The organism is Paenibacillus sp. PvP094, from assembly GCF_040546835.1.
Classification (GTDB): Bacteria; Bacillota; Bacilli; order Paenibacillales; family Paenibacillaceae; genus Paenibacillus; species Paenibacillus illinoisensis.
Genome location: NZ_JBEPOM010000001.1, coordinates 4,445,001 through 4,465,114 on the forward strand (window position 1 = coordinate 4,445,001; position 20,114 = coordinate 4,465,114).

Genomic DNA, 20,114 nt, shown 5'->3' on the forward strand with positions numbered 1-20,114 from the left:
TCTGGAAAGGCCCGCCAAAGAAGGTAAAAGCCCTGTAATTGAAAGCCTGTTCCCTCCGAGACGGATCCCGAGTAGTGCGGGGCACGTGAAACCCCGTATGAATCCGGCAGGACCATCTGCCAAGGCTAAATACTTCCTAGCGACCGATAGTGAAGCAGTACCGTGAGGGAAAGGTGAAAAGCACCCCGGAAGGGGAGTGAAATAGAACCTGAAACCGTGTGCTTACAAGAAGTCAGAGCCCATTTTAGGGGTGATGGCGTGCCTTTTGTAGAATGAACCGGCGAGTTACGTTCCCGTGCAAGGTTAAGGTGAAGAGCCGGAGCCGCAGCGAAAGCGAGTCTGAATAGGGCGACATAGTACGTGGACGTAGACCCGAAACCGGGTGATCTACCCCTGTCCAGGGTGAAGGTGCGGTAACACGCACTGGAGGCCCGAACCCACGCACGTTGAAAAGTGCGGGGATGAGGTGGGGGTAGCGGAGAAATTCCAATCGAACTCGGAGATAGCTGGTTCTCCCCGAAATAGCTTTAGGGCTAGCCTCGGAAAACAGAGTCGTGGAGGTAGAGCACTGATTGGGTGCGGGGCCCGCAAGGGTTACCAAGCTCAGTCAAACTCCGAATGCCATAGACTTACTTCCGGGAGTCAGACAGTGAGTGCTAAGATCCATTGTCAAAAGGGAAACAGCCCAGACCATCAGCTAAGGTCCCCAAGTGTGTGTTAAGTGGGAAAGGATGTGGAGTTGCACAGACAACCAGGATGTTGGCTTAGAAGCAGCCACCATTGAAAGAGTGCGTAATAGCTCACTGGTCGAGTGACTCTGCGCCGAAAATGTAACGGGGCTAAACACACCACCGAAGCTATGGCTTGGATCGACTTCACTGCTTCTTTGAGGCGGTGTTTACCACAAGGACATTTTTGTCAGACAAGGCTTAAAATCTTGGATGACCAAATGGTTCTCAGGGGATAAACACAGGACTTCGAAGCTGGAGTGAAGTCGATCCAGGGGTAGGGGAGCGTTGTATAAGGGTTGAAGGTGTACCGTAAGGAGCGCTGGACATTATACAAGTGAGAATGCCGGTATGAGTAACGAAAAGATCAGTGAGAATCTGATCCGCCGAAAGCCTAAGGGTTCCTGAGGAAGGCTCGTCCGCTCAGGGTAAGTCGGGACCTAAGGCGAGGCCGAAAGGCGTAGTCGAAGGACAACAGGTCGAAATTCCTGTACCACCGTAAATCGTTACGAGCGATGGGGGGACGCAGTAGGGTAGTGACGCAGGCTGATGGATGCCTGTCCAAGCAGTGAGGCTGGTTAGTAGGCAAATCCGCTAACCGTAAGGCTGAGCTGTGATGGGGAGTGAAAATTACAGTAGCGAAGGTCATGATCTCACACTGCCAAGAAAAGCCTCTAGCCAGATGAAGGTGCCCGTACCGCAAACCGACACAGGTAGGCGAGAAGAGAATTCTAAGGCGCGCGGAAGAACTCTCGTTAAGGAACTCGGCAAAATGACCCCGTAACTTCGGGAGAAGGGGTGCCCCGGTAGTGTGAATAGCACGAGGGGGCCGCAGTGAAAAGGCCCAAGCGACTGTTTAGCAAAAACACAGGTCTGTGCGAAGCCGTAAGGCGAAGTATACGGGCTGACGCCTGCCCGGTGCTGGAAGGTTAAGGGGAGCGGTTAGGGAGTAATCCCGAAGCTGTGAACCGAAGCCCCAGTAAACGGCGGCCGTAACTATAACGGTCCTAAGGTAGCGAAATTCCTTGTCAGGTAAATTCTGACCCGCACGAATGGCGTAACGACTTGGGCGCTGTCTCAACGAGAGATCCGGTGAAATTTTAATACCTGTGAAGATGCAGGTTACCCGCGACAAGACGGAAAGACCCCATGGAGCTTTACTGCAGCTTGATATTGAATTTGGGTACGATCTGTACAGGATAGGTGGGAGCCTTTGAAGCATGAGCGCCAGCTTGTGTGGAGGCACCGTTGGGATACCACCCTGATCGTATCTAGGTTCTAACCTAGTGCCCTTAGCGGGTACGGGGACAGTGTCAGGTGGGCAGTTTGACTGGGGCGGTCGCCTCCTAAAGAGTAACGGAGGCGCCCAAAGGTTCCCTCAGAATGGTTGGAAATCATTCGAAGAGTGCAAAGGCATAAGGGAGCTTGACTGCGAGACCTACAAGTCGAGCAGGGACGAAAGTCGGGCTTAGTGATCCGGTGGTACCGCATGGAAGGGCCATCGCTCAACGGATAAAAGCTACCCTGGGGATAACAGGCTTATCTCCCCCAAGAGTCCACATCGACGGGGAGGTTTGGCACCTCGATGTCGGCTCATCGCATCCTGGGGCTGAAGTAGGTCCCAAGGGTTGGGCTGTTCGCCCATTAAAGCGGTACGCGAGCTGGGTTCAGAACGTCGTGAGACAGTTCGGTCCCTATCTGTCGTGGGCGTAGGAAATTTGAGAGGAGCTGTCCTTAGTACGAGAGGACCGGGATGGACGTACCGCTGGTGTACCAGTTGTTCCGCCAGGAGCACCGCTGGGTAGCTATGTACGGACGGGATAAGCGCTGAAAGCATCTAAGCGTGAAGCCCCCCTCAAGATGAGATTTCCCAGTATGTAAGACCCCTTGAAGACGACGAGGTAGATAGGCTGGGGGTGGAAGTGCAGTAATGCATGGAGCTGACCAGTACTAATCGGTCGAGGGCTTATCCAAATCGCAGGTTTTAGTCGCAAGTTTCGTTTCGGATCTAGTTTTCAGGGATCAAATCCTTGTAAGATTTAAGTTGCATGTCCTTTCTGAGGATTGATATTTTGCTGGTGATGATTCACCGAAGATATCACAGCGCAAAAATCATGTTTGGTGGCGATGGCGGAGGGGTTCCACACGTACCCATCCCGAACACGACCGTTAAGCCCTCTAGCGCCGATGGTACTTGGACCGAAGGGTCCTGGGAGAGTAGGACGCTGCCAAGCGAAACCCTTTTGGGTGTTTTTAAACTACATAATGTGGCGGCGTAGCTCAGCTGGCTAGAGCGTACGGTTCATACCCGTGAGGTCGGGGGTTCGATCCCCTCTGCCGCTACCATAAAACGCCGGTGTAGCTCAACTGGTAGAGCAACTGACTTGTAATCAGTAGGTTGGGGGTTCAAGTCCTCTCGCCGGCACCATAATACGATATGCGCGTGTGGCGGAATTGGCAGACGCACTAGACTTAGGATCTAGCGTCTTTGACGTGGGGGTTCAAGTCCCTCCACGCGCATCTCAGCATTGACAGAAAGGATCTAGAGTATAAGGTTAAACACATTCCTTCACTCTTGATCCTTTCTGTTTATAATTAGAACCCTTGAAATGGCTCAAGGGTTTTTCATGTTTTTATTTGCCACGAAATCGGCTCCTGCAAAATTGGGCTCACGCATAAATGCCCAGGGCATAAGCTGGCGTATAGGTTTTTACCTAAACCATGAGCGAAGGGCAGGCGTTAACTTTTGGCGACTTCTTATATGGATTATACGTTACCAACCACACAGTTCACGTATGATGTGAACCAGAATCAATTGTTCAAAAAGGATGAAAATAACTACATCAATTCCCTATCCATTAAACAGTTAAACACATTGGGGAATGCATCCCTACTGGATATTTATTTGAGTACTGGCAATGTCGTTGAACCTCACATACATCAAAATGCAACAGAACTGGTCTATTGTATTAGTGGTTCTGCTGTCGTATCCCTCATTAACCCCTTTACCAACGAGTTATTAAACTTCCCTATTAGTCCTGGCCAAGTAGCGAATGTTCCCCAAGGCTGGTGGCATTATGAAGTTGCGACGGTTGATCAGACTCACCTTCTGGCCATTTTCGATGCTCCGGTCCCAGAAGCGATATTTGGTTCAGACATTCTGCGTCTGACGCCTGCAAGTGTGCTGGCCCATACGTATTGTCTGGATGAGAACAAGGTTAAAGAGACGTTAGCTCCTATTCAAAAGACGGTATTCATTGGACCGCCTGCAGATTGTGCAACTCAAGTGTCACCAGCTGACGATAACATGCCTAAACCAAACAGTCAGCCGAACCTCCAACCAAATATCCAACCAAACGTTCAGCCTTATGTACAGATGCAATACGCGCCAAGTCCGGAATATATTTACCCCGATCCAATGAATCCAACGTATGGGCATAATCCAAATGCTGCTTATGTACCAGCAGAGTCCGAATATATGCCGTACACTGTACAGCGTCCTATTATTGGTAATGGTTGGAGATACTAATTATATTTCATAATTTTTTTTGAAATGAATGTCACAGATTCATCTGTTCATTTGTCTTCAGTATGTACACTACATTACGGAGGCGAATGAGATGAGTTTGAGAATGAATTACAGAGCAGCGAATCCGGGGGCTTTCAAGGCATTAATGGCAATGGAGCAGTTTTTATCGGGTCAATTTGAGGATAAAGTATTATATGAACTGTTAAAAATCAGAGTTTCACAAATCAATGGCTGTGCCTTCTGTCTTGATATGCATGCCAAAGATCTGATGAAGCTTGGTGATTACGCAGATCATATCCTGCTGCTTAGCGTTTGGCGCGAAGCTCCTTTATTTACGGAAAAAGAACGTGTTATGCTTGAACTGGCTGAAGCTGTGACCCGAATTTCTGAACAAGGGGTTTCACTGGAATTATACAATAAGGTCCGGGAACACTTTAGTGAAGAAGAACTGGTAGATCTGGTTATGGCGATTAATACCATTAACAACTGGAACCGAATTGCAATCACGACAGGCATGTATCCAGGCTGCTTTAATTAAAAATTTCAAATACCGCTTCCAGAGGAGGCCTTCATATGAATCCTGATAAACTCACCACTGAACCGGAAGAGTCTTCTCTGGAAGTTGGTGAACTGTATATCCGTTATAAAGCATATGCGTTCTCCATTGCTTATCGAATGCTTGGGAGTGTTGTGGAGGCTGAGGATGTCGTACAGGACTGCTTTGCAGGGCTGCATAGCAAATCTGACGAGGTTATCCGTAATCCCAAATCCTACATTGCCAAACTTGTAGTAAATCGAAGCCTGAATCTGCTGAATTCCGCGCGCAATCAAAGAGAACACTATGTTGGTGAGTGGCTTCCGGAGCCGATAGGCGAGACAGTGGATCTGCCTGAGCAGACCTATGAGCAGAAAGAAATGATCTCCTATGCTTATATGGTACTGCTGGAACGTTTGACGCCCGTGGAGCGGGCTGTATTTGTACTTCGAGAAGCCTTTCAGTATGAGTACCGGGAGATTGCTGATTGGCTTGGCAAAACGGAGAGCAATTGCCGACAAATTTTTAGTCGGGCCAGACGTAACCTGCCGGATCAACTTCCGGATAAGGTCCAGACCACCACAGATGATGCTACTAAAGAAAAATTGCTCGCACGTTTCACGACTGCCTTTCTTGCTTATGATGTGACGGCCATGCTCGATCTGCTCTCTGAACAACCTGTATTCACTGCTGACGGTGGTGGGAGGGTACATACGGTGATGAGAACGATGAAGGTTCACAAGGGTGTCCTAGCTCTTCTGACTTCACGGCGTGTGCTTACCCGATTAAGGGAGCGGGAGTGGGTGCCAACGATTATCAATGGAGAAGTCCAGGTTGCACTCCTGAACAATGGTGAGGTAAGCGAAGTCATATGCCTTCAGTCCGACTTGTCCGGTCAACGAATTGAGGCCGTTTATCTGGTTGTGAATCCAGATAAATTGAAGACCATTGCAGCAGGAGGTCATTGAACGGCAACGGAGAAGAAGAAGTGAACAATTAAAAGCGGCTTGCTCCTATTAACGGAACAGCCGCTTTTGTGCTATGCAAGTATGGATTCCAGTATCGGCATAATGTTTTTCAACGGACCTCATAGTAGTACCGAACTCAGATAAATTTGATTCTCGCGGAGTACGTGGTATGATCCTAATGTGGTGATTAATTCAATTTTAGGATGAGGATGGAAGTGATCATTCGCAATTTCCGAAAATAAGTGAGGTAGGCACTATTGAGACAGCTGAATTATTTTAAAGTTTTTATTTTCCTAAGCGTAGTTACTGTAGTGACAGTAGGACTGTACTTTGCAGCTGCTGATTGGCTGGACCAACGTTATTACCGATTTCTCATCTGGAATCTGTTTTTGGCTTGGATTCCTTTTTCTTTCTCTTATATATCATATGTCTTCAGTGCATCGAAGTGGAGAGCTGCTCCATGGCTTGCGGTGGCAAGTGGGCTCTTATGGTTGTTGTTTTTCCCGAATGCGTCATATATCGTAACGGATCTTGTTCATCTGACGGCGCGAAGCTCCCGTTATTATGTTGGCAACGGTCTGGATTACAAGTACTGGTACGATCTGATTGTCTTGCTGATGTTTGTCTGGACAGGGCTGCTGCTTGGTTTTTTGTCCATGTATCAGCTTCAAGAAGTTATTTATCGGAAAATGGGAAATGTGGCATCATGGGTCTTTGTATTGGCGGGTTGTGCGTTGGGAAGTTACGGTGTATTGCTCGGCAGGGTCTACCGACTTAACAGCTGGGATGCACTAACTAACCGTGATACGCTGTTTAATTTAATGATAGAAAGTATCAGTCGTCCATCGCTTGCGTTTTGCCTGTTTTTTGGCGTATTTGTTCTTACCATCTACTTGACGCTGTATTATCTCGTTAATGCGAAGTCTACATATAAAAAGTGATTATTAACTGCCTGGGCTTTCTTCAGATGTCGAGAGACAAGAAGATATTCTCATTAATGTCGCTAATCTAGCGGCTTTTTTATTTTATCGGAAACATTCAACCAGAGGGCAGGATATTTTAGTGGTAAAAAAACAAACAAAACCATAAGAAATAGCGTTTATTAAATGACATGTTTCTAAATAAAGCTATACTTGGAATGTATGGGTTATTAAACTAAATGAGGTGAATATATGAAAAAGTTATTGTTAAATAACTTGTTTGTTTATTTGGGATTATTACTAATAATGGTCTTGGTCTTTATATTAGGGCTAAAATATCAACAATATTTACAGTTAGAAGCTCAGAAGACGTATCAACTTCAAGCTAGTATTGTTTTCTCTGTCCTATTTCCAATGTTCATTGGCGTATTACTCGGTTTGATAAGATTATTAGATTTAATGCGAAAGCCTGGAGAATGGAAAATAAATTGGATTAAACTCTGTATATTCGGCATACCTTCACTCTATGTCTCTATAGTTCCGCTGTTGTATTGGTCTAGTCTACCTATTTCTTATTATGATTTAACCTTGGGTTATCTATTGATCACTTCTGGAACAACACCTCATACCATATGTGGGATTATATTCGGTTTTTTATTATTTTACGTCATCGAAAGGAAGGTCATAGAAAGATAGAATCCGGAATATCTAAGTGGTGATGAAAAGAGGAGAGCATGAAAAAATCAGACTGGTTTAAAGTAATTTTAATATTCTCACTGCTCGGGAATTTGGCGTTTTTTCAAAATCATGAACGTGCAGGCAGGAAACAAGAAATTAAAAATGAATTATTGAATTCTTCCATTTACAGAGATCTAGCTCAACTTGAAGAGGCGATTCAGTACCAAATCGATCATAATTGGCAAAATGAAACCCTTGTTACAGAGAAACTTGATGATGCCCTTGATTCTATTCTCTTAAATCATGGAATGGAGGAAGACAATTATAAAGATGATACGTTCTTGGAATTGCTCGACTACTTGGATAAGTTCAAGTATAGTGAAGAACTTTTTGATGTGAGTTTAAACGATGAGCAGCGTGCTAATTTCATTTATTTAGGCGAGAAACTCCGTTCAAACGGGTGGAGCTTTGAAAAGGGGTTTGATTTAAAGTGGGATGTATTTGAAACAAAAGTAAAGGGGCTTATAGCGGAATCATAATAGGATAGAGAAAAGCTACATATTGGGGAGATATGGTGTTAAGAAAAGAAATGAAAAAGAAGATAGGTGAATAATAATGACCAATATAATGGATGCAGCACGTAAAGTGGAAGAACTAATGGATTCTAAGGATTTTTCAGGTGTAGTTTTGTTAAAACAAAACGGACAGACACTCTTGAATCTGAGCCGGGGATACGCGAATCGCAGCGATGAGCTTTTCAACCAGATCGATACCCGATTTGGAATTGCATCAGGGTGCAAAATTTTCACGGCAGTGAGCATATGTCAACTGATTGAACAGGGCAGGCTGTCATATGACATGAGGCTTGCAGAGGCATTAAATATTGATTTTCCTCTGTGGCATAAGGAGATTACCGTTCATCAACTATTAACGCACACCTCAGGCATACCGGATTACTTTGACGAAGAGGTCATGGAGGATTTCGCTAAATTGTGGAAAGAGCGGCCCGTCTATTCCATGCGTAATGGGAGCGACTTTTTACCGATGTTCCAGCATCTGCCGATGAAGGCAGCTCCGGGTGAACGTTTCCACTATAATAATGCGGCATTTATCGTGTTAGGCTTAATTGTGGAAGAACAATCGGGACAACCTTTCACCGAATATGTACAGGAACACATTTTTAAACGTTGCGGAATGACGAATTCCGGTTATTTTTTGACCGATCAGCTTCCACGAAACACAGCAATTGGATATATCGACAACGAGGATGGAACCTGGAACACCAACATATTCTCAATCCCAATCAAGGGCGGGGCCGATGGTGGGGCGTATACAACAGCACCTGATATGATTTGTTTCTGGGATGGACTGTTAACTTATCAGTTATTGAGTGAATCGACAACACAACATTTGATTACACCTCATGTACATGAAGAAGGAGAGACTTACTATGGACGTGGTGTTTGGGTTGATCAAAAAAATGAAGGGATATTCAAAATACATGTCATGGGATTTGATCCTGGCGTGTCGTTCATGTCTTCGGTATATCCTGAACATGCTGCGCAACTGGTCGTTCTCTCCAATAAGGAGTCAGGTCCGTATCCGATAACGCGTGCAATTGAAGAGACACTTTTTGAGGTGTAACGAAGTAAAAATGTACGAGAGTAACCCCAACCGATCGGAAAATATCCGGTCATGGTTGGGGTTATACGGGGTTACATATAAACTGATAGATGCGGTCTACAATAGGCTAAGTAAATGCGGAGCGATCAATCTAGGGAAAACATCCAGAGGAGGCTTTTCCTTTTTTCGCTTGTCGTTCGTCAGGACCGTAACAAGCTCAAGCTCAGGAACAATGTATACAAACTGACCGCCGAATCCACGGGCGTAATAATAGTCAAGTACAGTTATGTTTCGGTCAGCGCTGTTAATGGAGGTAGACTCTGACAAATGCGATGGTGTACGTTCTTCACTATATTCAGATCGTTCATCCCTCTTGCAAGTATCGACCCACCAGTGCCAGCCGTAGCTCCCACGATTCGGTGGTGTCACGGTAATGAATGCTTCTGTGGAACGGTTAACCAGTTCACTTGAAATCAAACGCTCACCATGCCACATGCCTTCCTGCAAAAAGAGCTGACCGAATTTCAGCAAATCATCGGGCAGCATCTTTAACCCGAAGCCTCCTGTATGTACACCCTGAGGATCACACTCCCACTGATACTCCGTAATCCCCAATGGACCAAACAAATACCGTTCAGCGAATCCGGCTACACTCATTCCAGTATGCTGCATTAGAATGGCCGCAAGTATTTGCGATACCCCCGAATTGTATTCCATGTGTGTTCCGGGTGTATGACTGAGACGTTGTTCCAACGCAAAGTTCACCCAATGCTCCGTGCGTGTCATACGTGGAAACGAATTCTGTCCACCAAACTCATCCCAGTTGAAGCCGGCTGTCATGGTGAGCAGCTGTTCCAGAGTAATTTGCGGTTTGCGGGGGTCAGGATCTGAAACCAGCGCCGGAAAAAAGGCAGACAGTGGAGTAGATGCATCTGGCAGCCAACCGTGATCCATAGCGATACAGATAAGTGCAGACAGCACGCTTTTGGTGCAAGAATTAACTTTGGCGATCTGGCTTGCTGCTTCCTTATTGCGATAATGCTTGTATATGCTCTCCCCTTGCATGCTGACGAGACAGCTTCGCAGATCCAATGACGGAATATGTTGTTGAAAAATAGATTGTACGGATGAAGGATTCATAATGTTCCTTTCTGAGGCTGTTTATAAAATAGGTGTTCATAATATTAGCATAGGAAAGTGCTGAGCTCAAATGAAGTAAAGGAGATGAGATCCATTTAGGCAAAAATATATATCGAAGTTATAATAGAGTAGATGCTTATAAGTAATTTTCATATCAATATATACCAACTGGGAGGGTACACCTGTGTTCAAAATTGGAAGTCAAGGAACGTTTGAAACGCTGCCTGATTTCGCCATGGCGATCTATAAGGGAGACACTGCTGCCGTAGAAGAAAAGATCAGAGAGGGTGTGGATCTGGATGCACCTATCTCTCTCAGCAAATACATAGCATTGACACCGCTTGATCTTGCTTTGATCACCAATCATCAGAAGATCATAGAGTTATTCGTAGAGAACGGCGTCAATCTCAATATGAAGGATAAACCATCTATTCTTACCGCAGCCAGATATGGCGGAGAAGAGGTCGTCCGGTATCTGCACCAAAAGGGTGCGAAGTTGACTGGTTTAAACAAGGTGAAATCGAGTGCGTACGATGAAGCCTATTACGGCAACAAAAAGAATATAGCTGTACTGAACGAGCTTGGACTGGATATTCGCAAATATGGTGGGAAAACATTGCGCACAGCAGTGTCTGGCCATGATATGAGAACGATACAGTACTTGCTGGATGAAGGGGTAGACATTAACTATAATGAACCGGATATGGTGTACCCTTATAGGCCAACCCCGCTTACTGTCGCTGCTCGTAACAACAATATGAAGATGGTTCAATTTCTCGTGGAACAGGGGGCAGATGTGACCATCCAGGAAAAGGACGGGGAACGGGCATACACGATTGCGGTTAGTCAAAAAAATGACGTGATGGCCGATTACTTAAAGGCTCGCGAACCGAAGGAATTCCATGACTTAAGTAACAAGTTGCATGCGTTAAAGCCTTACAAGCTGCCGAAGGAACTTGTTCATTTTCTTAAAGAAGGACCGCGGAGAGTGGAATTGCCTGATAACGAATCAGGGATTACATATGTAGATTTCTTTAGTCTGTTAGATACTGTGGAGATGAAGATGGGCAGACAGAAACTGCTTCGTTTATCTGCGGATGTAGATCAATACTCCCATATTCATCTCGTCTGGAATCCCAGTAAAAAGCTTATTGGTTACGTTGATTTAGAACATCAGGAATATGCAAACCTCGGAACGTTTGATGCATTTATAGGGGAACCTGTACCATTTATCGAAGCGATTTTAAACTAGAAGACATTATGTATACTTTTCATAACGGAACGACGAAATTACATTTACGCGTCTTTTGCATTCTAAATGCCTAAAGGCGTTTTTTTGCCTGGAGCAGAAATAATTTTTTTAGGAAAAATAACACGGGAAAAATGAACTATTTTGATGCGGAAAGAGGTTAGAAATGGTAAAATAGCAATGCTTAAACAAGAATTCCGTAGAATAATATATAGTCGTTTTAACTAGTTCGTTTAATAATGAGATTTTAGAATCATAGCCTGATTGAGCTTTTGTAGTAATCATATACTGAAGTGAGGAATTGAACATGGCAATTATTGATGTAATTAAGTATGATGGCTCACCCGATGTGTTTGCCTGGAAGCATCCAGAGAACGAACTGGGAACTTGGACCCAACTGATTGTGAATCAGTCACAACAAGCCATACTTTTCAAGGATGGGAGGGCGCTAGATTTATTTGGTCCAGGACGCCATACGTTAAGTACCGCCAATATTCCGATTTTAAACCGGATTGTTAACCTACCGTTCGGTGGGAAGTCACCTTTTGCAGCAGAAGTATGGTATGTAAACCAAGTAAGCGCTCTGGATGTCAAATGGGGAACAGCGAATCCGATTCAGATTCAAGACCCCAAATATAACATTATCGTTCCTGTAAGGACTTTTGGTCAGATGGGAATCAAAATTGCTGATTCACGCAAATTTCTGGTCAAGTTGGTAGGAACATTGCCTGAATTTAACCAAATCAATCTGGTCAATTATTTCCGCGGGTTGATCATTATGAATATTAACTCCATGTTGTCTTCCTACTTAGTACATAGAAAAGTTAGTGTCTTGGAAATCAACGCCTATATCGCAGAAATATCCCGACATTTTGCAGATACAATAGCTTCAACATTTGATGAGTTTGGCATCGAATTAATTAATCTGTATATACACAATATCAATCTGCCTGAAGAGGACCCTTCCGTCATCCGGTTGAGGGAAGCACTGGCACGCAAAGCCGAGATGGATATTATCGGATACACCTATCAGCAGGAACGCTCTTTCGATACGCTTGAAGGGGCAGCCAAAAATGAAGGAAGCATGCAGTCCGACATTATGGGTGCAGGGCTTGGAATGGGTATGGGTGTTGGTCTCGGAGGTTCCTTCAGCAGTGAAATGTCCCAAATGTCACGGGTAATGTCTACTACTGAAACGCCAACCATGCATATGTGCGAGCACTGCCACCATCCGAATCAGGAACAAGCCTCTTTTTGCAGTAAATGCGGTAAGTCTTTGAAAAAGGAAGCAGCCTCAACGGATTGCAATAATTGTGGACATTCATTACAAAAGGGGACCAAATTCTGTCCTAATTGCGGTGACAAATATCATGCATGCCCTTCGTGCGGAGCAGATAATCCGGAGACCGCTGTAGAATGTATTCAGTGTCATCAGCCCATGCCAAGTCCTTGTCCAAAATGTAGCCACATGAATTCTGGAAATACCAAATTTTGCGGCAATTGTGGCACCAATCTGGCATTAAAATGCAGTCAATGTCAGCATGAAGTGAAACCGGGTCAGAAGTTCTGTCTGGATTGCGGACACAATCTGCAAGAGGGGGGACAGGTCTAGTGACTACGAAACAAAGTAATTTCCTGATTTTAAATGCGATCTATCTGATCTGTATCGTGGTAATCTCTGTCGCTTCATTTACGATATTCAATGATGCGGTTGGCTCGGTTGCATTTTGGATCAATCTGGTCGCTTCCTATGTGGCGATTACCGCTATCTGGATATATGTACGTTATATCATGAGGAATTTGGAACAGGTTAAACGGTTTGTGCCTGGTTATACAGCATTGGGTGTAGTTGCAGTCATGTACCTCCTTTGTGTAGTCTTTTACTCTCTATTCACAAGCATAGCTCATCTTTCGCTTCGCTTATTCACGTTAGTACATATCGTAACATTGGCACTGGCATTGGTTCTGTGCGGCATTATTATAATTTATATTCGAAATACGCAACGTCAGGAAGCAGGCATGCAAACGAAAATGGTAACCCTGCAGCTAATCGAAAAAGCTCTTCAACAATTACATCATACGCTGGGAAATCCTCTAACAGCATCCGTGGATGAGCAGAGGAGAGATGTCAAATCTCTCATTGAGCTAGTAAGATACAGTGATCCCATTACTCCAGATTCACTTACATATAATGATCACCAAATTTTGCTGGATATTGAATTAATGAATAGTGAAATTGCCAATCAATATGCTTCCGGTGAAGGGGTTAACAGCGAGCGGCTTGCTGGGCAATTATCACAATTAAAACACCGGTTAACTGAGCGGAATCGACAATTAATCGCTAGCAAATCATGAGTTTTCAGGAGGAAAAGCTGTGAAAAAATTTTTCGGGATCATCTTAATTTTGATTTCATCGCTAACTATTCTTTTCTCGCTGTTTTTAGTATCAGAAGGCACGGATGTTGCCGTCATTAGTACCATTATATTCTTTGTACCTGGTGTTATCGTGCTTGTTACGGGGATTAAAATGTGCAGTAAACCGAAGTTTCACTCTCACGCGTATGCCGCTGATACTTATCACCACCACTCCAATCATGATGAGTATTATGAGGAAGAATATCATGAAGAGTATGAACAATATGAACAATATGAAGATGAGTTTGAGAAACCCCAAGAGGCTGTTTCGGTAAATTGCCCCGGATGTGGAGCCAAAGCAAAAGTATATCCGAATATGTCGACAGAATGTGAATACTGTGGAACGACAGTTCGAATATCCTGAAGCGAAAATCTATCCTAAACAATCAACAGATTGTGAGTATTGTGGAACGACGCTGCGGGCATCTTGATCTGGCTCGACTGAAGTGTAATTCAATTCTTTAGGATAAAGTTTGCGTACAAAAACCTAAATTAGAATATTATAGGCATTCAAAAACGCCTCAGACCTCATTTCCATTCAGGTCGGGGGCGTTATTTATATTGCAGTCTGGGCTTTAAGAGTGCTAGAAAAGAAGTTTTATCAGGGTATCCCTTGATCATGGACGATACCAACAAGGATGTGGTCCTGACCGATCTGCTCAAATACCAGACGCAGTGTATGCCAATCTTTTCCCTCGGCGTCTGTGCCTTTAACATGGAATTCAACGAAATCATGATTGGCCTCAGGGTATATCTCGTGTAAATTACCAGGATGAGCATCTTTGCCAAGAAGAACATTTACAGCGTTTTCGCCATCATGAATAAAGTCCTTGTTATACACATATTTAAGATGATAATCGGCATAGGTCATTTTGATTTTGTTATCATCATTACCAGGTACGGTTCGCCATATATATCTGGTAGGATCCTTCAGTAGGTCGCTAATCTCATCTGGTGTGAACACCAGATCATTGACGGGGTCAATGTTGGCAAAAGGGGAGAAGCGGACTCCATCCTCTGAAGCCCATGAAGCTACAGTCTCCATGTCTTTTTCTTGAAGAGCTTTAATAATGCTAGTGGATGCTTCGGTGACGGAAAGTGGATGACCCTCCAGGGATTCACTGGACTTCTTGTTAGTTCTAGCTCCTTGTGATAATGCTTCACCTTCCGCCGCTGGATAGCTTTCCGTCTGGATTTCCTGTCGTTTCTGCAAGTTCTCTGAGGTTTGAATCTCCGAACGCTCCTCAGGAGCTGAACTATAGGCTGCCAGAGCTAAAGTGACTATGATCCCGAGTGCAAGATATGTGATTGTATTCCACTTCAAATGATAACCCCACCTTTCGGTCCTTATATGTTCTTACCCGCATATACGTCATGACTCACAAGAAAATAGAGACAGACCAAGGAAGAAAGATATGCACAGCTCCCCTTTTAACAGCATGATCTCAGTGCTGCGGGCATACATTACAACAATGAGATGTTTGCCCATAAGGAGGAAAAAATTAGCATGATCAATCCGATTTTGCAAATCCCGAATATTCAACTCGCAGGTGATTCCACTGCTGTACTGAACTATCAGCGAGACCCGCGAAATTATGTTACGCAGTTATTCGGGGAACAACTGCCCACCATTCAAAATGGCTTTTTCAATATACACATGAGCAAGGGGATTATTGTTCAGCCTCACTGGCATACCAACACGACGGAAATGATTGTACTGATTAGTGGAGAGATAACAACTTCCGTGTTTGATCCCTTTGCCCGCAGGCGAATTAATTATCATTTGAAACCCGGCCAAGTCTCCATCTTCCCCAAAGGATGGTTTCACTGGTTTGTGGCAGATACGGACGATGTTCACTTGCTGACCATCTTTGATCAGCCCACGCCTGATATTGTGCTGGGAGCAGACTTTCTGGCTGCAACACCTCCTGAGGTGGCGCATAGAGCCTACTGCATTGACGAAGAAGCCTATGCCCAAGCGGTTGCATCCATACAAAATGATGCGATCCTGGGACCGCCAATTGGTTGTGTGGAGTCCGTTTCGGACCAAGTGAATCCAGCATCCAAAACCAAAGGATGACTTTAGTTTCATTTCAGATCATGGCGGAGCCTGTGACCAGAATATACGTCTGGTTACTGGCTTTTGTTTTGCACAAATATACACAACCAAGTTTCTTGGTTAATATAGAATTAGCATGTAATCATACATAGGGTTAACGGAGGGGAACATGGATGACGACAATGGATTCAGTATTGCTGGAAAAAGCGATGAGTTATGCGCCCATTCTGATGTTTGATCAGAACGAACCGTTTTATCCGGATCTGGTTGGTATTTCACTGCTCGAGAAACCTGGTCCTTCACCTTCGTTAAGGCGGGAGATCCTTTTCCCGGTTGAGGCCGTGCAATTTGTGATTGAGTATGCGATATGGTGGGATTATGAGATAGGGCACCTGTATGAAATGGAACATGTATGGGTCTATGTGGGTCACGATGGAGAGGTAGTGGATTGTGAAGCCAGTTTTCATGGTAAAGTACTGCGCGGGATGCTGAGGGATCGGGTGAATATGGTTGATCGTCACGTCTGTCTCTATTCACAGCCAGGTAAGCACGCGTTCTCCCCGCTTCCTGTCGTGTTTGAGCTGCTTCCCGATTTGTATTCCGCTGCAGGTATCCAAGCCGGATGTGACGGTCTCTTGGTAAACGACTTGTTCCAAAATTATTATGAGACCAATGGAGTCATTGATGCACGAGTAAGGAAATATCTCCAGACCAAAGCCTTTGTGCCGGCAATGCAGTTTGAGGAGTATATACTTGGACCGGAGAAGTTTATCCTATGGGACGAGTTATTTGAGATAATTCCACAGCGAATCAAGAGCCGTCTGCTGGAGCTGGAGCAAATGTATGGAACATCATGAGCTTTCTGCAGCGCAAAGTTTTACAAGAGTACAACAATAAATAAAAATAACTAAAGCAATAATCGCTATCAAGATCAATAATAAGTGCTTCTTTTCCTTATCAGGAGTAGAAGCACTTATTTGTGTTAAGGAGTTATTTAACTTTTAAAAATGAGATCCATAAATCGGTTGGCCGCCAGGGAAATAGGCATATTCCGTTTGGTCATAATCCCCACATGTGAAGGGGGAAGAGGGACATCGAGCTGAATTTCAAACAGTGAACCTTCTTCCAGCTCTTTGAAGATAAATTCACGGGTTACATAAGAAATACCCAATCCCCGCCGTGCAAATTCAATGAGCAGATCCACGCTTCCGACCTCAATTTCAGGCTTCAGTGTGTAACCGTAGCTATTAAACAATTCCGTTATGGCCATACGAACCCGGCTGTTCCGCGAGAAGAGAATAAGCTGGTGCTCAAGCAGCATATCCAGTGTCATCACTTTGTCCTTCAACTGAGCATAACGTTCGCCCGCGACGAAGCAATCCTTGAGCTGTATGCTTTCACGGACCTCCAGCTGTGGATCAACAATCGGCATCCGTACAACACCGAGATCAATTTTGCCCTCTTTCAGAAACGTAATGACTTCCGGCGTTGTCCCATGACTTAGATGCAGCTTAATGTTGGGATAGAGGGTATGGAATTCTTCCAGGTAAGCGAGCATGTAATGTTTGAACAAGGAGTCACTGCCGCCGATTCGAAGCTCTCCACTGTCCAAACTTTTCAATGCAGCCATTTTCTCTTCTGCTAGAGAAATCAGAATCTGGGATTGTTCAATATAGGAATATAGGCTAACGCCTTCCTGCGTCAATGCCACCCCTTTGGAATTCCGATAAAACAATGTAAGGCCGAAACTTTCCTCCAGCTGCTTGATGGCATGGCTGACACTGGGTTGAGTGATATAGAGTGCCTTGGCAGCTTGAGTCAAACTTCCGGTTTTGGCGGCCCAATAAAAGACTTTATATAACTCATAATTTGTTGTCATAGATATTGTCTATAGCTCCTGTGAAATATATTAATTACTTGTATGGCTATAAAACGTATTATAGTGTAACTACAGAAAAGAAACCAGAGTTACTTGGAAGGAGAACGGTGAAATGGAACCAACGAGCATTATTTTATTTGGTGCTACTGGCGATCTAGCCAAAAGAAAAATATATCCTGCCTTATACAATTTATATATTGAGCAGAAACTTCCTGAAACCTTCTCACTGATTGGCCTGGGCCGCAGAGAATGGTCTGATGAATTTTTTCAGGCACAAGTTGAAAAGTCACTGAATGAATTCTCTAGACGCAAGCCGGATCCAGAACGTGTGAAGTTGTTCGTGCAGGCTTTTCGATACAATGTATTGAATATTAGCCATAAGGAAGATTATATACAGCTGTTAAAATTGGTTGAACAGAGAGAAGCAGAGCTGGGCATTCCGTCCAATCGCCTGTTCTATCTGTCTGTCGGCCCAGAATTCTTCGAACCGATCGCCGAAAATATCCAAAGCAGCGGACTTGGATCCACTGAAGGCTGGAAGAGACTCGTAATTGAGAAACCGTTCGGTCATGATCTGCAATCGGCCCGTGATCTTAATCGCAAACTGAGTGAGGCGTTCACGGAAGAAGAGATCTATCGGATTGACCATTACCTCGGCAAACCGATGGTACAGCGTTTGGAAACCTTGCATCAGAGCAATCCGATCATGAAAGCATTGTGGAACAACCGTTACATCTCCAACGTGCAAATCACGGCCAACGAGACTGTTGGCGTGGAGGAACGTGCTTCTTATTATGATCATGTAGGAGCCGTGCGGGATATGTTCCAGAATCACATGCTGCAATTGCTCATGATGATGGCCATCCAGCTTCCATACAACAGCACGACCGAAAAGGTTGGGCAGAAGAAAAAGCATATTATGGAATCGATCGAGCCGCTGCAGAAACAAAATGTGGGTGCAAGCGTGATTCGTGGACAATATGCTGAAGGATCCATCCAAGGCAAAGCGGTAAGCGCGTATGCTGCCGAGCCGGGCGTTGCCGAAAATACAATGAACGATACCTTTATTGCTGCGAAATTGCAGATTGATGATTTCTTCTGGCGCGGGGTTCCATTCTACATCCGCACAGGTAAACGAATGAAGGAGAAATCAACACGTATCGTCATCGAATTCAAGGAACCGTCTGGTCAATCAAATGCAGCGAAGAGCAATGGCTCTAAGCCAAACCTGCTTGTCATTGAAATGAGTCCTGATCAAAGCATGACACTTCAGCTCAATGCGAGCGACCCTCAGAACAAAGGGGAATTCAAGCCGGTTCACATTGATTTGGCACCTGATCGGGAAGATCTGGCCGAAGCATATGAGAACCTGATTCGTGACGCGCTCCAAGGGGATCCAACGTTCTTCGCTCATTGGGATGAAGTTGAATTGTCCTGGGCTTGGGTTCAACCAATCTTGGAGGCATTTGAGGAAAATCTGCTGCCGCTTCATCTCTACCCTGCAGGTAGCTATGGTCCTGTGGAATCAGACGAGATGCTTGCTGCCGAAGGTCATCACTGGTGGTTCGATGAGCCGTCAGTACAATTCGCTGAAGATGCACTGGCTGCACCACTCGCTGTAAATTCAAACTTGTAATTCAAAAAACAAATTAACTGGAGGGTTTTAACATGAAATTTTTCATCGATACAGCAAACTTGGAAGACATCAAAAAAGCATACAAAATCGGCGTCCTGTCCGGTGTAACAACTAACCCATCATTGGTAGCCAAAGAAGGCATTAAATTTGAAGATCGCATTGAGGAAATCTTGCGTGAAGTACCTGAAGTTGAATCCGTATCTGCAGAAGTAACACCGGATGCCCTTACAGCTGAAGAAATGATCGCCCAAGCGAACGAACTGATCAAAATCAACAATAACGACAAAAACATTACAATTAAGCTGCCAATGACACTTGCAGGACTTGAAGCTTGCCGTTACCTCACCAAAAAAGGTGTGAAAACGAACGTAACGCTGATCTTCACTGTGAATCAGGCACTCCTTGCAGCACGTGCAGGCGCTACTTATGTATCTCCATTCCTCGGACGTCTGGATGATATTTCGGAAGATGGTGTTCAATTGGTTGCCAAAGTAGCTGAATTGTTCCGTACACATAACCTGGATGCTCAAATTATCGCAGCTTCCGTAAGACATCCAGACCACGTTACACGTGTAGCTATGGCTGGAGCACATATTGCTACGGTTCCATTCTCTGTCATTGAACAAATTTCCAAACACCCACTGACGGATCAAGGCATGGATAAATTCGCAGCGGACTGGAAAAAAACAGTTCAATAAGGGTAACTTCTGATTAGTGAATTCAATCAGACTAAACGTTTCCTATAAAACAAAGAG

General features: G+C 44.6%; 18 protein-coding genes, 3 tRNA genes and 2 rRNA genes (1 of these 23 only partly in view). 20 read left to right on the forward strand and 3 right to left on the reverse strand.

The features are described 5' to 3' along the window. From ABIC22_RS20490 to ABIC22_RS20545, 12 genes are all read left to right on the forward strand, one after another. Positions 1–2,702 (forward strand): 23S ribosomal RNA (locus ABIC22_RS20490); it begins 348 nt to the left of the window's first position. A 143-nt stretch (positions 2,703–2,845) separates the two neighbouring features. Continuing rightward, positions 2,846–2,962, forward strand: a 5S ribosomal RNA gene (gene rrf / locus ABIC22_RS20495). Positions 2,963–2,997: 35 nt separating this feature from the next. After that, positions 2,998–3,074 (forward strand) — tRNA-Met (locus tag ABIC22_RS20500). A gap of 6 nt (positions 3,075–3,080) precedes the next feature. Next, positions 3,081–3,156 (forward strand) — tRNA-Thr (locus ABIC22_RS20505). 11 nt (positions 3,157–3,167) lie between these two features. Further along, positions 3,168–3,248, forward strand: a tRNA-Leu gene (locus tag ABIC22_RS20510). Positions 3,249–3,474: 226 nt separating this feature from the next. Continuing rightward, positions 3,475–4,257, forward strand: coding sequence for a cupin domain-containing protein (locus tag ABIC22_RS20515; protein ID WP_354483393.1), 783 nt, complete (start codon positions 3,475–3,477; stop codon positions 4,255–4,257). A 91-nt stretch (positions 4,258–4,348) separates the two neighbouring features. Beyond that, positions 4,349–4,795, forward strand: a complete 447-nt coding sequence (locus ABIC22_RS20520) for a carboxymuconolactone decarboxylase family protein (protein WP_354483395.1) — start codon at positions 4,349–4,351, stop codon at positions 4,793–4,795. Positions 4,796–4,830: 35 nt separating this feature from the next. Beyond that, positions 4,831–5,760, forward strand: coding sequence for a sigma-70 family RNA polymerase sigma factor (locus tag ABIC22_RS20525; RefSeq protein ID WP_354483397.1), 930 nt, complete (start codon positions 4,831–4,833; stop codon positions 5,758–5,760). A gap of 257 nt (positions 5,761–6,017) precedes the next feature. Continuing rightward, positions 6,018–6,701, forward strand: coding sequence for a DUF1361 domain-containing protein (locus tag ABIC22_RS20530; RefSeq protein ID WP_354483399.1), 684 nt, complete (start codon positions 6,018–6,020; stop codon positions 6,699–6,701). A 231-nt stretch (positions 6,702–6,932) separates the two neighbouring features. Further along, entirely contained in the window at positions 6,933–7,376 is a 444-nt protein-coding gene (locus tag ABIC22_RS20535; RefSeq protein WP_354483400.1) for a hypothetical protein, read from the forward strand. Between the two features lie 38 nt (positions 7,377–7,414). Further along, positions 7,415–7,897 (forward strand): hypothetical protein, encoded by a 483-nt coding sequence (locus ABIC22_RS20540; protein ID WP_354483402.1) that lies wholly within the window; start codon positions 7,415–7,417, stop codon positions 7,895–7,897. A 76-nt stretch (positions 7,898–7,973) separates the two neighbouring features. After that, positions 7,974–9,002 carry a serine hydrolase domain-containing protein gene (locus ABIC22_RS20545; protein WP_354483404.1) on the forward strand — a complete coding sequence of 343 codons (1,029 nt, stop codon included), beginning with the start codon at positions 7,974–7,976 and terminating at the stop codon, positions 9,000–9,002. Between the two features lie 96 nt (positions 9,003–9,098). Here ABIC22_RS20545 and ABIC22_RS20550 read toward each other — a convergent pair whose 3' ends face one another. Then, on the reverse strand, positions 9,099–10,121 hold the full coding sequence (locus tag ABIC22_RS20550; protein ID WP_354483406.1) for a serine hydrolase domain-containing protein: 1,023 nt from the start codon (positions 10,119–10,121) through the stop codon (positions 9,099–9,101). 184 nt (positions 10,122–10,305) lie between these two features. On the opposite strand from ABIC22_RS20550, the gene ABIC22_RS20555 reads away from it, so the two are divergent. The 4 genes from ABIC22_RS20555 to ABIC22_RS20570 all read left to right on the forward strand — a co-directional run bounded on the left by ABIC22_RS20555 (position 10,306) and on the right by ABIC22_RS20570 (position 14,149). Continuing rightward, positions 10,306–11,373: an ankyrin repeat domain-containing protein gene (locus ABIC22_RS20555; RefSeq protein ID WP_371859918.1), complete on the forward strand. Its 1,068-nt coding sequence runs from the start codon at positions 10,306–10,308 to the stop codon at positions 11,371–11,373. Positions 11,374–11,677: 304 nt separating this feature from the next. After that, entirely contained in the window at positions 11,678–12,982 is a 1,305-nt protein-coding gene (locus ABIC22_RS20560) for an SPFH domain-containing protein (RefSeq protein WP_354483408.1), read from the forward strand. Beyond that, complete coding sequence (locus ABIC22_RS20565; RefSeq protein WP_354483410.1) at positions 12,982–13,725, forward strand: hypothetical protein; 744 nt, start codon at positions 12,982–12,984, stop codon at positions 13,723–13,725. The genes ABIC22_RS20560 and ABIC22_RS20565 overlap by 1 nt, the downstream gene beginning before the upstream one ends. 19 nt (positions 13,726–13,744) lie before the next feature. Then, positions 13,745–14,149: a hypothetical protein gene (locus tag ABIC22_RS20570; protein WP_354483411.1), complete on the forward strand. Its 405-nt coding sequence runs from the start codon at positions 13,745–13,747 to the stop codon at positions 14,147–14,149. A gap of 237 nt (positions 14,150–14,386) precedes the next feature. Here the strand turns inward: ABIC22_RS20570 and ABIC22_RS20575 are convergent, their stop codons facing one another. Continuing rightward, positions 14,387–15,109, reverse strand: a complete 723-nt coding sequence (locus ABIC22_RS20575) for a hypothetical protein (protein ID WP_354483413.1) — start codon at positions 15,107–15,109, stop codon at positions 14,387–14,389. A 183-nt stretch (positions 15,110–15,292) separates the two neighbouring features. Here ABIC22_RS20575 and ABIC22_RS20580 point away from each other — a divergent pair, with 183 nt between their 5' ends. Together ABIC22_RS20580 and ABIC22_RS20585 are read left to right on the forward strand one after the other, a co-directional pair. Further along, complete coding sequence (locus tag ABIC22_RS20580) at positions 15,293–15,865, forward strand: cupin domain-containing protein (RefSeq protein ID WP_095286384.1); 573 nt, start codon at positions 15,293–15,295, stop codon at positions 15,863–15,865. A 152-nt stretch (positions 15,866–16,017) separates the two neighbouring features. Beyond that, entirely contained in the window at positions 16,018–16,701 is a 684-nt protein-coding gene (locus tag ABIC22_RS20585; RefSeq protein WP_354483415.1) for a hypothetical protein, read from the forward strand. Positions 16,702–16,838: 137 nt separating this feature from the next. Here the strand turns inward: ABIC22_RS20585 and ABIC22_RS20590 are convergent, their stop codons facing one another. Then, the gene (locus ABIC22_RS20590; protein ID WP_354483417.1) at positions 16,839–17,723 is read right to left on the reverse strand and encodes a LysR family transcriptional regulator; all 885 of its coding nucleotides are present in this window, start codon (positions 17,721–17,723) and stop codon (positions 16,839–16,841) included. 112 nt (positions 17,724–17,835) lie between these two features. On the opposite strand from ABIC22_RS20590, the gene zwf reads away from it, so the two are divergent. Continuing rightward, a complete protein-coding gene (gene zwf, locus ABIC22_RS20595; protein WP_354483419.1) occupies positions 17,836–19,359 on the forward strand; it encodes a glucose-6-phosphate dehydrogenase in 1,524 nt (507 codons plus the stop codon). A 32-nt stretch (positions 19,360–19,391) separates the two neighbouring features. After that, entirely contained in the window at positions 19,392–20,057 is a 666-nt protein-coding gene (gene fsa, locus ABIC22_RS20600) for a fructose-6-phosphate aldolase (RefSeq protein WP_095357317.1), read from the forward strand. Positions 20,058–20,114: the final 57 nt, after the last annotated feature.

Excerpts from the sequence above, each read along its gene's own strand:
- ABIC22_RS20520 (WP_354483395.1), top strand. The coding sequence starts at position 4,349 with ATGAGTTTGAGAATGAATTACAGAGCAGCGAATCCGGGGGCTTTCAAG.
- ABIC22_RS20525 (WP_354483397.1), top strand. The coding sequence starts at position 4,831 with ATGAATCCTGATAAACTCACCACTGAACCGGAAGAGTCTTCTCTGGAA.
- ABIC22_RS20535 (WP_354483400.1), top strand. The coding sequence starts at position 6,933 with ATGAAAAAGTTATTGTTAAATAACTTGTTTGTTTATTTGGGATTATTA.
- ABIC22_RS20540 (WP_354483402.1), top strand. The coding sequence starts at position 7,415 with ATGAAAAAATCAGACTGGTTTAAAGTAATTTTAATATTCTCACTGCTC.
- ABIC22_RS20545 (WP_354483404.1), top strand. The coding sequence starts at position 7,974 with ATGACCAATATAATGGATGCAGCACGTAAAGTGGAAGAACTAATGGAT.
- ABIC22_RS20550 (WP_354483406.1), bottom strand. The coding sequence starts at position 10,121 with ATGAATCCTTCATCCGTACAATCTATTTTTCAACAACATATTCCGTCA.
- ABIC22_RS20560 (WP_354483408.1), top strand. The coding sequence starts at position 11,678 with ATGGCAATTATTGATGTAATTAAGTATGATGGCTCACCCGATGTGTTT.
- ABIC22_RS20580 (WP_095286384.1), top strand. The coding sequence starts at position 15,293 with ATGATCAATCCGATTTTGCAAATCCCGAATATTCAACTCGCAGGTGAT.
- ABIC22_RS20585 (WP_354483415.1), top strand. The coding sequence starts at position 16,018 with ATGACGACAATGGATTCAGTATTGCTGGAAAAAGCGATGAGTTATGCG.
- ABIC22_RS20590 (WP_354483417.1), bottom strand. The coding sequence starts at position 17,723 with ATGACAACAAATTATGAGTTATATAAAGTCTTTTATTGGGCCGCCAAA.
- zwf (WP_354483419.1), top strand. The coding sequence starts at position 17,836 with ATGGAACCAACGAGCATTATTTTATTTGGTGCTACTGGCGATCTAGCC.
- fsa (WP_095357317.1), top strand. The coding sequence starts at position 19,392 with ATGAAATTTTTCATCGATACAGCAAACTTGGAAGACATCAAAAAAGCA.